Source organism: Pseudomonas sp. Z003-0.4C(8344-21) (assembly GCF_900104975.1).
In the GTDB taxonomy this organism is placed as follows: domain Bacteria; phylum Pseudomonadota; class Gammaproteobacteria; order Pseudomonadales; family Pseudomonadaceae; genus Aquipseudomonas; species Aquipseudomonas granadensis.
Window position 1 is genome coordinate 1,810,987 of sequence record NZ_LT629756.1, and the last position, 13,037, is coordinate 1,824,023.

The following is a 13,037-nucleotide window of genomic DNA, read 5'->3' on the forward strand; positions in this document are numbered from 1 at the left end:
GTAAACGCAAACAATAATGGCTGGCCTGCTGAAGCGGGCCAAGCGGCGAAACTCTATCGTCGAGCGCTTTCCAACCAAGGACGCCTCGACATGTTCTACCTACTGTTGACCTGCTTCGGTTGCCTGACCGGCATCTCCGCCGTGCTGTTCGGCTTCGGCGGCGGCTTCGTCATTGTGCCGCTGCTGTATCGTCTGCTCACCGCCAGCCACGGCGCCGACGACCCGATCAGCCAATCGGCCATGCACATCGCCGTCGCCACCTCGACCTGCGTAATGATCGTCAACGCCCTGATCGCCACCAACCAACATCGCCGCGCCGGCAATCTCATCCGCCATTATCTTTGGCCGTTGGGTGGGTTTATCGGAATGGGTGCGGTCGTAGGTGCAATAGCGGCGGTGTGGGTCAGCGGCGAAGTGATTCGCTATGCATTCATCGCCTACCTCGGCGTGACCATTATCGACTGCCTGCTCAGACGAGGATTTCTTCGCCGCACCGAAGGTGTCATCCCACGCCGACTCAGCCGTACAGAAACCTCCACTGGCGGCGTAGGCATCGGCACCATCGCGACCTTTCTCGGTGTAGGAGGAAGCGTCATGACCGTGCCGCTGCTGCGCCGTTGCGGGCTGAGCATGTCGCAAGCGACCTCCATGGCCAATCCGCTGAGCCTGCCGGTAGCAGTGGCCGGGACGTTGACGTACATGGCGCTGGCCGGATTCAGCGAGACGGATCTGGGCGCGTGGTTTGTCGGGTATGTGGATTTGCTGGCTTTTGCGGTGCTGACGGTGGGGTCGTTGTTGGGGATCAGGCTCGCGACACCGTGGATCGGGCGGATTCCGGATCGGGTGCATGCGTGGGTGTACATCGCGCTGCTGATTATCGTGATGCTGGGCATGCTGCTCTAGTAGAGCCTCGATTCCTGCGCGCATCCTCTGCATACTCCGCAGCCTCATTCATTCAAGGATCGATCCATGCTCAAGGGACTGATGCGCCTGGCGCCATGCGCTGCTGTGCTGTTCTCATTGATTTCCGTCGCGCATGCCGAAGATGGCCCGCGTGTCTTCACCGGTACGCTGGGCAAGATGCCGATCGTGGTTGAGCTCAACACTGCACAACACGACGAAGTGACCGGCCGCTATTTCTACGAGAAGTACCACCGTGACCTGGCGCTCAGCGGCTCGCTGCAGGACAACACGCTAAGCCTCGTCGAAGGCAACAACCGTTACAGTGAAGACAAACCGCTTCCAATGTTGACGTTGAAATCCACCGCTAATGGTTGGCAGGGCGAATGGCGAAATCCCAAGGGCAAGAAGTTTCCGGTGCAACTGACCGAAGCCCAACTTCCTGCGCCAGCCGCCACAACGCTGCCCTTCATTGCCACGTTGCCCAAGGACGATCCCTACGAGTATTTGCGCTTGCAGGGGCTCAAGCTCAAGCCGGAAAAGAAAGAAAACTTCATGGGCTATGACCTGCAATGGTGGACCGAGCCTGAGTCGAAGATCTCGCTGTTCAGCGTCGAGTCTGGCTATCCGAAAGAAGAGCAGCAGCGCATCAACAACCACTTGCTCGGACGACTCTGGACTGAAGTCATCGACTATCACCGCTGCATGATGGATGGCGGGGAATACGCCGAGTTCGATCAAGGTGCTGCGCCGGAGTTTCTCTCGGCCGACGTGGTCAGTCTGGACATTTCCACCGGCTACAGCTGCGGCGGCGCCCACCCGGACTTCGGCAGTTCGCCGATCAACCTGAATGCGCACACCGGTGAATTGTTGAAGCTAAAAGATGTGCTGTGGATTGGTGAGCCCGATAGCGCAGCCACCGAATACGATCAACTGAAAGTCATGGCGCCGTGGCTGGTCAAGCAGTTCACCACGCTGTACCCCGAGGAAATGAAAAAGCCCGCCGAAGACGATGGCGACTGCGACTACACCGATGAAAGTGTTTGGGGTTACTCCAACTGGCACTTCACGCCGAAGGGGATTTATCTCGGCGCTTACTTCGCCCGATACCAGCGCAACTGCGACAACCCTGATTGGCCAGTGCTGCCGTACTCGCTAGTCAACCAACACCGTGGCGAAGCCAAACTGCAACTACCCAAAGGCTAACCGTCACTCCAGGCCCGGCGCTTCACGAATGATGAAGTGATCCAGGTTCTCGATATTGGCATTGAAGACCTCGAAAGGCTTATCGGGGTTCTTCTTGCCAAGCACCTGCTTCAACTCCGGCGTCACCCCATAGAAGAAACAAAACAACGCCTTGTCGCTGTCCACCGCGTGCTTGATCTCGGCCAGAAACGCCTTGCGCTTGCGGTAGTTGTCGATCAGCTTCTTGTTCAGATAAACGCTGACCGGGTACGGCTTCTTCTTACTGTCCTCGGGCTTCTTGAACCAGACCTTGTCTTCGAAATCGATACGAAAACTGGCGCCGCTGTGGAAGTCCTCGATCTTCTTGATCCGCCCCCAGTAAATCAGCCCCTTGTTGTCCATCAGATATTCAATCTTCTTGAAGAACGAACTGTACGGCGCCGAATGTTCACCGACCTTCAACGGCATCCGCTTGAGCAACTCCTTGTCAGCGAAGTTCGAAACAAAACACTCCACCGGATGCGCAAACACACTGGTCTTGTCCGGCGCCGACTCACGCCCCGCTGACTCCTTGCCACTGTCCACCGCCGCCCGCACCGGATCATCCCGCACCACATCCGCCGCCCCCGCCGGCGCAGCAGGCTTGCGCACATACTCACGCCGCGTCAGCAACAACTCCGATGGAAAGTGCTCCTCACGCCCGTCATCCACCTCGCCATCCAACACCTCAACCCCAGACGCCGACGCCTTCAAACTCACATACGGACAACCCGCCACATGCTGCGTCGTGGGCAGATTCTTGAAGTGCGGCGTGCGCACGTAATTCACGTTCTTGGCATTGAACGTACCCAACTCGTTGGACGCCTCGAACGCCGAACGACAAGGCATCGTTGGGGCACTGGAAGTGTTCCTTCGCAGAGTCAAAAGCCACCGTCTCATCGAAATTCAGATCGCGAACGTCATAGATCGACAACTTGTCGTCGAGGCTGAGGCAGTAGGCGAGATCGAATTTCATGGTGGGGCTCGGATCCTTGAGTGGGGGGAGGGGTATTAATAGCGGGAGGTGCGGTGGGTTGCACTGATTGTTTTCAGGATGATGCGGGATTTGTGGGAGCCAGCCTGCTGGCGATTTTCGGCATCAATCAGATCTCAATAATCACGCCGCCATTGCAGGCCACGCACCACCCTGTGGCGAGGGAGCTTGCGCCCGCTGGGCTGCGAAGCAGTCCCAAACATTTGGAGACACAAAAAACCGCTGCTTGAAAACTCAAACAGCGGACTTTGAAACCATCAGCGTCCACGAAACAATCGCGAAGCCTTGCGCCACCAGGACTCATGTCGATTGAACGGATCACTCGCCAACAAACAAGGCATATCCCGCAAACGAATCCACGGCTCGTCCTGCCAATGCAACGTACTCAGCGACATCTGCGGCCAGCTCAAAACACTCAACGTCGGACGCTCGACCGAGCGCGCCGGACGTGCATCACGCAGCGCAGGCACAACCTGATGCGTCAGCCATTCACGAAGCTGTCGGTACTCGGGACAGTAGTGATAGATCAGCAAGGCGTACACGCCCGATTCACTCACCATCCACTGTTCTTCGATTTCGCCGAAAAGCTCCACGCACATCAACTGACGCTGATCGGCATCGAGTTTGCGTAGCTGGCGCTCATCAAGATGTTTACCCATCAACCGGCCCAGTTCATGGACGCAGAACCACGCCTGGTTCTCAACCAAAAGGGCGTGCAGATGGGTTTTGTTGCGGGTAAACCGAGTCGGTAAAAGCGGCTCAGACATGGCGGGCCTCCGGAGTCGGAAGCGACGAGAGCGTTCTACGGATACAGCGATTCACCTTCATCATGAAGGTTTGATATCCAGGCATTTCCATTTACCTCTGGCTGCTTTCTTAGGGCATTCGTTAGGGTGTCGGGAGCTAAGAAACCCACCAGAGACGGGCCGGACATATTCCCCTTTCGGGTCTTGTATTCGCCCACTCCCGACATAACGGGATTTTTCGCAGGCGTAGGGAAACCGCAGACGAAAAAAAGCCGCATGACTGTCGGGTGCGGAGGACCGCTCTGGTTTGTAGAGTTTCTTAGGCTCGGAGTTGAGGGTAGGGGGATCAGGGATGGTCGTCAACCAGCGACTTTTCCTACAGGTCACGAGGCGAAAGGAAACCTGGACAAAGACGCAGAGTAAATTATGCTGTGTTTATATCCAGCATTTGACCACCATCGAATCCCGCAGCCTCCATATCCGTATCGCCACGACTCATCTCACGGAATCGAGGAAATTTCATTTACTTTGAAGTTCTGAGGGCTAGAATGGTGACCATTCGTCACAGCTTTGACCCAGAGGAATTTCGGGCTCATGAATCTTTTTCAAACACCGTCTTTTGAATCCTTGAGCGAAACAACCTCGGGTTCGTACGAGCCTGATACCCATCCCGTAACTGACTTGGCGCTTCTGCACAAGCTGCTGGAAATCTATGACCAAGGGCAGTTGGCCGAAATTCTCAACGACGTAAGCCCGAGCCATTGGTGCCGTGAAACCATCAATCGCTGGATCAAGGGAAAGGCTTCGCCGAAGCTCTCTCACATTGAATTCACTCGTCTCAAGAATCTGCTGCCCAAGCGCTTGAACCACAAGCCTTCATTCACCTTTATCGATCTCTTTGCCGGCATTGGCGGCATCAGAAAAGGGTTTGAAGCCATCGGTGGCGAGTGTTTGTTCACTTCCGAATGGAACAAGTACGCCGTAAAAACGTACAAGGCGAACCACTATTGCGATCCTGCTCGCCATCGCTTCAACCTCGATATCCGCTCGGTCACGCTTTCAGACAAGCCAGAAATCAGTGACGAAGACGCCTACAAGAACATCGATCGCGAAATTCCTGATCACGATGTTCTGTTGGCAGGTTTCCCCTGCCAGCCGTTTTCGCTTGCAGGTGTTTCCAAGAAGAATTCCTTGGGCCGTAAGCACGGTTTCGAGTGCGAGACCCAAGGCACTCTGTTTTTCGACGTGGCGCGGATAATTGCCGCAAAACGCCCAGCCGCATTTTTGCTGGAAAACGTGAAAAACCTGAAAAGCCATGACAAGGGCAATACGTTCCGGATCATCTGCGAAGCGTTGGATGAACTGGGCTACGAGGTTGCAGATGTAAATGCGCCAAAGGGATCAGATCCCAAGGTAATTGATGCCAAGCACTTTGTGCCGCAGCATCGTGAGCGAATCGTACTGGTCGGCTTTCGTCGTGATCTCAATGTTCACCAAGGATTCACTTTGCGCGACATCAGTAAGCACATACCGAAGCAGCGACCTAGCTTCGGTGATCTGCTTGATAAGGATGTGGATGAAAAATACATCCTTACTCCGAAGCTTTGGGACTACCTCTACCGCTACGCGGCTAAGCATCGTGAGAAGGGCAATGGCTTTGGCTTTGGTTTGACTCGTCCAAACGATGTGGCTCGTACGCTTTCCGCGAGATATCACAAAGACGGTTCGGAAATCCTGGTCGACCGTGGGTTTGTGGAAACCTTGGACTTCAATGGCGAGCTAAATCAGCTTCATCGTCCGCGCAGACTGACTCCCCATGAGTGCTCGCGCCTCATGGGATTCGACAAGCCAGGCGAAAGCAAATTTGTGATTCCTGTCTCTGATACCCAAGCCTATCGTCAGTTCGGAAACTCGGTTGCGGTGCCAGTTTTTGAAGCTGTGGCTCGTTTGATGAAAGATCGGATTTTGGCCGCGAAAGAAAAAACTGCCGACACGGAACAGCCTCAACTGGAGTTCGCTCTTCCTGAGTGAGTTTTTGCGCCAAGCGTTGAAGCGCGCATGCCCTAGAGGTTGACTTGAATCCCTCATTTAATGCATCCGATAGCTCATCCGAACCTTGAATATGTGGAGGCCAAAGGTATACAAGACGGTTGAGCTATCGATTGCGCGGGAGGTGAGCCTTGGTGGATATCGTGGATGCAGCAACACGCTCCCGAATGATGTCTGGGATTAAAGGAAAAAATACCAAGCCAGAAGTTTCGATCCGCAAAGCATTGCATGCGCGTGGCTTTCGTTACCGTATTCACGTCAATGATCTCCCCGGTAAGCCAGATCTGGTGTTACCGAAATACAGCGCGGTGGTTTTTGTGCACGGCTGTTTCTGGCATGGACATTCCTGCCGATATTTCAAAATACCCCAGACACGGTCGGATTTTTGGCGCGAGAAAATCCGGAAAAATCAGCTGAGAGATAAAATTCAAGAATCTTCCCTGTTGGCAGGGGGGTGGAGGGTTTTGGTCGTTTGGGAGTGCGCGGTCAGGTCAAGGAATAAAGAAAAATTTGCGCTAGTGATTGACCTCATAGTGGAGTGGCTGATAAACGGTAATAAAAATTCACAAATAGATGAAAACGAATGTTCAATGATCGTATCAGCGACTATTTTGAAGGAGTCGCAGCCAAATATCTGAAGCCTGTTGATGCCGATCCCGATAGCTCCAATCAGCATGAGATTGGAGGGCTAGTTAAGGCCGGCTTTAAGAAATACTTGGGGGCTCCTGATAAAAATCAAGAATTTAGATATAAGGCTAAGCAAGTGTATTTTACAGATGAGGCTTTAGCGCCAGATATCTGTGAAAGTACGGTTACTTGGTACGACTGTCGTCGTAAGAAGCCTTTGCGTAAGCCTGAATTTCGACTTTACTATAATTCTAACTCCGTAACGGATTTGTTTACTGCTGGTGATTTTTTTCTAGTTGCAAAGATGCGAGACGATACGCTTTTAATGGTGTGTGCTCCGGCGGGAAGCACTATAGAGAGCCAGCTAAAAATTTTATTTGGTTTGCATAACATAAAAACTACATTCATTCGTGGGGAAATGGATGCAGTAGAGTTGCTTCTGCCATTGCGCTTGATGTTAGAAAGCTTGGGTGTTGAGGTAACAAAAGTAGAAGTAGGTGATGATGTCTGGTTGCAACGCTTGATAACTTCATTTGGCGGCGAAAGCTTTCCAAAGACGTCAGATTTCTCCCTATATGCTCGGAACTCCTTAGAGTCCCCTGTTGATCCTATAGTTTTTCCAGACCAAGCAATTGTTGAGTGGATGGACCATGAGGAAAAGCTATTTCGAATATACGAGCGTCATCTGGTGCGGCAAAAGCTTCGCGTAGGATTTGGGGAGGATGGAGAAGATGTTGACGATTTTGTAAATTACTCCCTGAGTGTTCAGAATCGTCGTAAGTCAAGAGTCGGTCATGCATTTGAAAGGCACCTGTCTTATATATTTGAGAGTCATGGAATTAGGTTTGAACGGGGAGGAGCGAAGGGTTTTTCCACGGAAAATAGTAAGAAGCCAGATTTCTTATTTCCAGGATTTTCGGAGTATCGAGACTTAGAGTATCCCGAGAACAAACTTTTTATGTTAGGAGCTAAAACGACTTGTAAGGATCGTTGGCGTCAGGTTCTTAGTGAAGCCAAGAGAATAAGTGAAAAACACTTGGTGACTCTCGAGGCCGCCATTAGTGAAGGCCAGACAAGTGAAATGGCCTCAAGTGGATTACGACTGGTCGTTCCCAAGTCTATGCATTCTACGTATTCGAAGTCCCAAGCAGAGTGGTTGATTGCATTATCAGAGTTTATAGAACTCATAAAGCAGGCAGAGGGTACAGGAACTGCCTAGTTTTCAAGCGGCTGATGTTGCAAAAAAAACGTTGTTATACCAAAGAGTTTTTGTGCCTGATAACAGGGAGTAGACGCAATGAGTAATGAGGCATTCGTTCTTGAGTTCGCAGGTAATGATAGTAAAGAAGATGAAGGGCTGGGGCATGCTGGTATTGAGACCTATCGTCAGCAACCTTACGCAAGTGCTGCTAGAGAACTGGGTCAGAATAGTCGAGATGCATATTCTTCACTTCCAGTAAAAATAAAGTTCGATCTGATTGAAATACCTAAAAAGAATATTCCAGCTATAGTCAAGTTGGATAAGGTTGTGGCGTTATGTTTGGATGCTTCTCTGGCGGAGAAAAAGGAGAAAGAGAAAGCTTTTTTCTCTGAAGCAAAAAAAATACTTGCTCTTGAGCATATAAAAGTGTTGCGTGTTTCTGACGAGAATACAACTGGTGCTAAGGGGGCTCAGCGGGGGAGTCCATTTTATTCTTTGCTTAGAGCTGCAGGAGTTAGCGTAAAGCCAGAGGAAAATTCGGGAGGCTCTTATGGTATTGGAAAAAATGCGGCATTCGCTATTTCCGATCTGCGGACAGTGTTTTACTCAACAGTTTTTTTGGATGATGAAACGGGATCCAAGAGGTTCCTGACGCAAGGGAAATCAATCCTTATTTCCCATGTTGACGAGGGCCTTCCTAAGCGTCAAATAGGTTATTGGGGAGGTGCGGATTTTGAGCCGGTCAGTGATCCTGTTTTAGCTCCGGAATGGCTCAGAAGAGAAAGTATCGGCACATCGGTATTTGTAGTTGGGTTTCGAGATCCAGCGGAATGGCAAAGTCATTTTACTCGTTCTCTCATTCAAAATTTTTTTCCAGCTGTTCACGATGATGAAATGGAGTTTTCTATCGATGGCGGCAATAGCGAAATAAATAGGGATACTCTTGGGCCGTTATTTGATGCTGAAGTGGTGCGGAAAGGATTGAGCAATGAAAGGGATCAAGGTTTTTCTGTGTCTTTTGATTTTTATCGTTGCTATAGCTCAGCTAAAACCAAGTCCAACGTCTTTACCATACCTGAGTTAGGTCGTGTTCAAGTTAAAGTTCTCGTTGGAGATAAGCTGCCAAAAAAAATATGTATTATTCGAAATGGTATGGTTATTACGGATAATCTCAGTTCATTCAATGAGCCATTTTTACGCTTTCCGATGTATAAGGACTTCGTTGCGGTAGTCACATTTCTCGATGTGAGGGGGAGCTCTTTTATAAAGAGGCTTGAGGATCCAAAGCATAAAGAGTTGTCTGCTGATGGTTTGCTGAATCAAGATGATCGTGACGTAGCAAAGCGAGTGATGAAGAAGTTAGCGGGTAAGATTCGGGCGGCAATTAAGGAGCACACATTTACCGAGTACGAAAATGAGGTGCTTGCTGACGAAATGCGTGATTATTTTCCTGCTGGCTCGGCGCCCGAGTTAGAACAGCGGAATTCTGATAATGATGACCCTGAAACTATCAAGTATCAGATTGAACCTCGGAAAAAAAGACCTTCCACTGAAGCATATACTGATGTTGAGGGCGACGCTGAAGCAGGAGGCGGCTTTGGTGATGGTAGAGGCGGTAAAGTAGGGGAGGGGCGTATAAAATATCCAGGGGATGTTGAGCGTGCTCGCTCGAAGCAGTCTATCCCTCTATTGGATGTCCGAAATATAATTACCACTGGGGGCGCCTCGAATAGCAGAACTGTTTTTTTTACACCAACTATCTCCACTCACGCACTTCTCTCAATTGACGCTGTAGGAATCAATAAGAATGAGCCACTAACTGTTTCGTCGGCTTTTGGCGCTAATGTTAAAAACGGGGCGGTGTTAGTAGAATTTCTAGCGGGGAAGCGAATTAAAATTGATCTCGAGTTTTCCGAGATGTATAGAGGGCCGATTGAGATTCGTGCAGCAGTGGATGTTTTAGAGGTGTCCTCTAATGAAAATTAATGAAAGAACACGATTTCCACATCCTGTACTAAGCTCGGAAAGTAACGATTACTTGACAGGCGAGTTTGATATTAAGGTTGTGACAGTGGAAGAAAAGCTGGCCACTGATCAGGTGACCGTAGATGTGGTAGTGTCGCTTGCGGAGCAGTCGTTGCGGGAGCTGATTGTTGATGGCCATGCTGGCGTCGGCTTTTTTGTTACATGCTTGGATACTTACTATAGTCGGCTTGTACCTATTGGTCTTGAGGATCGACGGTTTTCGTTTGATCCAGGGGCTCTTGTTGGAAGCGTAAGTTTTTTGCCGATGGTTTGGGCAAAGAAAAATGTAGGAGAATTTGATCTGGCCAATTGTCATGCCGAGTTTGGCGGTGGGGCGATGTCTTTAGATATCGGTTCGGTTCTTGCAGTTGGTGAGGCGCAACGATTAACAATTGGACGGGAAAAGCTAGCAGAAATTGAAAGTATTTTTTCTGTCGTTCAAGCTCCCGACCTAAGAGATGATGAGCTACTGGTAAATCCAGACTCTGATAAAATTCAATTGCTTGTGGCATCTAATATTTATCAAGATTTTAATAGATTTAGGGGGCTGCCACATGGGAGGCCTATAGTTCTGAATAGTGCTTTTGTTCCTGCCGTTATGGAGGTTCTAGATCTTCTTCGGCAAGCTAGGTCCGAATATGAGGGGCGGCGTTGGTTCAGAATATTTAAGGCTAAGTGTGATTATTTAGGAGTTGATCTCGAGTCTCCCAGCTTGTGGCGAGACGCACAGCAGCTGTTAAACTCTCCTTTTGGTAATATCAGAATGAACTCGCAGCTGTGGGAGGGGGAGTGATGAGATTAAGTTATTTTTCTACAAAGGCTATTGAGACTCTGAGAGCTAGTATTCAAGCGAACTTAAAAAATTATACGTCTGAAGGATTTGACGAATTTGTTAATGAGCCGGACTGGACTGTTTCTTTAAGTTTGGAAGTTGATCTAGGGCCTCTAAGTGATCTTGATCCCTCTGGTACTCCCCAAGCAGAAATAGAAAATTCTATATTAGTATGGCGCGCTCTTTCGGCCGTAAAGCCGAGCCTCGCATATGAAGAAGGAATATGGACTAGATTAACCCACGTAGAATGTCTGGGTTATTCAAGGCAGCGTTGGTTGGAAGGGCTTGGAAGCCAAGAAAAAATAGAAAGTGCGATAAGTAAACATTTTTTTGCACCAAGTCTAGGGGGGCGTCGAGACGATAATGCCCTCGCCAGATTGTGGTTTAACGGTTATATCGCTAATCAAATAGCCCGTGATGACTTTGATTCACTTAAAACGATATTAAGGCGGGCTGACAGTCGGCTGAGTTTTCTAGAGCGTTCACTTACTGTTAGTCGCCCCGCGATCGCGGCAGGTGTTATAAGAGCCTCTGAAAAATATGATTGGATCAATTCGACACAGTCTACTTTTCGGGACTTTATGAAAGTTTTGAATAAGCTTGGAGGGGGCAGGGTCTTTGAGGTTATGACCGAAGCAGAGATAGATGAATTTATGACTGATTGTGCGTTGCGTGCTGGGATGTCATCTGGTTAGGTTGTATTCAATTTTTGGTAGTTTTGATGGCTCAGCTGTAAAAAAAAGCCCCAATAAATTGGGGCTTCTCTGGCTGGGTTAGAATTAGAACTGATAACAGTCTTAGAGCCGGAGCTTAATCCCAGCTCAACGCCCCACCAGTCTGATACTCAATAACCCGAGTCTCAAAGAAATTCTTCTCTTTCTTCAAGTCCATAATCTCGCTCATCCAAGGGAACGGGTTAGTCGTCCCTGGATATTCCTCTTTAAGGCCAATCTGCGACAAACGACGGTTAGCGATGAACTTCAGGTAGTCCTCCATCATCGCCGCATTCATCCCCAACACCCCGCGAGGCATGGTATCCCGCGCATATTCAATCTCCAGCTGAGTCCCTTGCAGAATCATCTGGGTCGCTTCTTCTTTCATTTCGGCATCCCACAGGTGTGGGTTTTCGATTTTGATCTGGTTGATCACGTCGATGCCGAAGTTCAGGTGCATGGATTCGTCGCGCAGGATGTATTGGAACTGCTCGGCGACGCCGGTCATTTTGTTGCGGCGGCCCATGGAGAGGATTTGGGTGAAGCCGCAGTAGAAGAAGATGCCTTCCAGAACGCAGTAGTAGGCGATCAGGTTGCGCAGCAACTCTTTGTCGGTGTCCGGGGTGCCGGTTTCGAACTTCGGATCGGAGATCGAGCGGGTGTACTTCAGCCCCCAAGCGGCTTTTTTCGCGACCGATGGGATCTCGTGGTACATGTTGAAGATTTCGCCTTCATCCATGGCCAGCGATTCGATGCAGTACTGGTAGGCGTGGGTGTGGATCGCCTCTTCGAAGGCCTGGCGCAGGATGTACTGGCGGCATTCCGGGTTGGTGATCAGGCGGTACACGGCCAGGACCAGGTTGTTGGCAACCAGGGAGTCGGCGGTGGAGAAGAAGCCGAGGTTGCGCATGACGATGCGGCGCTCGTCGTCGGTCAGGCCTTCCGGATTTTTCCAGAGGGCGATGTCGGCGGTCATGTTGACTTCTTGCGGCATCCAGTGGTTTGCGCAACCGTCCAGATACTTCTGCCAGGCCCAGTCGTACTTGAATGGCACGAGCTGGTTGAGGTCGGCGCGGCAGTTGATCATGCGCTTTTCGTCGACGGCGACACGGGCGGCGGCGCCTTCGAGTTCGGCGAGGCCTTCGGCGACGTCGAGGGAGTTCAGTGCAGCCTTGGCGCGGGCCACGGCGGCCGAGTCGTCGGCGGTCACGGCGCGGGCTTCGAGGGCGGCTGCACCGCCGGCGTTGTCGAGGCGGTCCATGTTGGCTTCGGAAGCGTGGCCGGCGTTGGCGCCTTTTACCGCTACTTCACTGTCTTCTTTGTCGAATTCGTCCCAGCTCAGCATGACGTGTCGTCTCCTGCGTGAGGGCTTGTGCCCGTGTGAAACCTGATGGGTTGGTTTTTCACACGGCCAAACAAGCCGCGTTGGATGTCGTTTTTTGCAGCGATGCACGCAGGCAAATAAACAGAAATTTTGACGGGTTCCGAGAGCCTCTGATGGGCGCAGCCAGTGTCGAGCACGGTTGCGGGGCTTCAGAATGGCGCTTGCTCCCTGTAAGGGAATATTGCTGACCCGTATGGGGCGGCATTATAGGGAAAAAAACACGGCTGTGCTGAGGCGAATCCGCGCATGAAGCGGTCGAGGAGGGTGGTTTTTCGGTGAGAGTGAGGGTTTACAGGGCTTTGCCGGGGGAAGATTTTTTTTCGTAAAAATCACGGCGTTGTG

10 protein-coding genes and 1 pseudogene are annotated in these 13,037 nt (G+C 50.7%); 8 read left to right on the plus strand and 3 right to left on the minus strand.

Going from position 1 to position 13,037, the window contains the following annotated elements; all coding sequences use genetic code 11:
* Positions 1–90 precede the first annotated feature (90 nt).
* Both BLU24_RS08380 and BLU24_RS08385 read left to right on the plus strand, forming a co-directional pair.
* Positions 91–903: a sulfite exporter TauE/SafE family protein gene (locus BLU24_RS08380; RefSeq protein WP_093099175.1), complete on the plus strand. Its 813-nt coding sequence runs from the start codon at positions 91–93 to the stop codon at positions 901–903.
* A gap of 66 nt (positions 904–969) precedes the next feature.
* Complete coding sequence (locus BLU24_RS08385; protein ID WP_093099178.1) at positions 970–2,106, plus strand: hypothetical protein; 1,137 nt, start codon at positions 970–972, stop codon at positions 2,104–2,106.
* Positions 2,107–2,109: 3 nt separating this feature from the next.
* Here the strand turns inward: BLU24_RS08385 and BLU24_RS08390 are convergent.
* Together BLU24_RS08390 and BLU24_RS08395 are read right to left on the minus strand one after the other, a co-directional pair.
* Positions 2,110–3,100, minus strand: a pseudogene (locus BLU24_RS08390) (hypothetical protein).
* Between the two features lie 275 nt (positions 3,101–3,375).
* Positions 3,376–3,885 carry a BRO-N domain-containing protein gene (locus BLU24_RS08395; RefSeq protein ID WP_093099182.1) on the minus strand — a complete coding sequence of 170 codons (510 nt, stop codon included), beginning with the start codon at positions 3,883–3,885 and terminating at the stop codon, positions 3,376–3,378.
* Between the two features lie 573 nt (positions 3,886–4,458).
* Here BLU24_RS08395 and dcm point away from each other — a divergent pair.
* The 6 genes from dcm to BLU24_RS27545 all read left to right on the plus strand — a co-directional run bounded on the left by dcm (position 4,459) and on the right by BLU24_RS27545 (position 11,293).
* A complete protein-coding gene (gene dcm, locus BLU24_RS08400; RefSeq protein ID WP_093099185.1) occupies positions 4,459–5,895 on the plus strand; it encodes a DNA (cytosine-5-)-methyltransferase in 1,437 nt (478 codons plus the stop codon).
* A 152-nt stretch (positions 5,896–6,047) separates the two neighbouring features.
* Positions 6,048–6,551 (plus strand): very short patch repair endonuclease, encoded by a 504-nt coding sequence (locus tag BLU24_RS08405; protein ID WP_331717145.1) that lies wholly within the window; start codon positions 6,048–6,050, stop codon positions 6,549–6,551.
* Positions 6,497–7,759: a type II restriction endonuclease gene (locus BLU24_RS08410; protein ID WP_093099192.1), complete on the plus strand. Its 1,263-nt coding sequence runs from the start codon at positions 6,497–6,499 to the stop codon at positions 7,757–7,759. Before BLU24_RS08405 ends, BLU24_RS08410 begins: the two co-directional genes overlap by 55 nt.
* A gap of 78 nt (positions 7,760–7,837) precedes the next feature.
* The gene (locus BLU24_RS27535) at positions 7,838–9,727 is read left to right on the plus strand and encodes a hypothetical protein (protein WP_157720823.1); all 1,890 of its coding nucleotides are present in this window, start codon (positions 7,838–7,840) and stop codon (positions 9,725–9,727) included.
* The gene (locus BLU24_RS27540) at positions 9,717–10,559 is read left to right on the plus strand and encodes a hypothetical protein (RefSeq protein WP_157720824.1); all 843 of its coding nucleotides are present in this window, start codon (positions 9,717–9,719) and stop codon (positions 10,557–10,559) included. The genes BLU24_RS27535 and BLU24_RS27540 overlap by 11 nt, the downstream gene beginning before the upstream one ends.
* The gene (locus BLU24_RS27545; RefSeq protein WP_157720825.1) at positions 10,559–11,293 is read left to right on the plus strand and encodes a DUF6339 family protein; all 735 of its coding nucleotides are present in this window, start codon (positions 10,559–10,561) and stop codon (positions 11,291–11,293) included. Before BLU24_RS27540 ends, BLU24_RS27545 begins: the two co-directional genes overlap by 1 nt.
* 115 nt (positions 11,294–11,408) lie before the next feature.
* Here BLU24_RS27545 and BLU24_RS08420 read toward each other — a convergent pair whose 3' ends face one another.
* Positions 11,409–12,656 (minus strand): ribonucleotide-diphosphate reductase subunit beta, encoded by a 1,248-nt coding sequence (locus BLU24_RS08420; RefSeq protein ID WP_090285427.1) that lies wholly within the window; start codon positions 12,654–12,656, stop codon positions 11,409–11,411.
* Positions 12,657–13,037 lie beyond the last annotated feature (381 nt).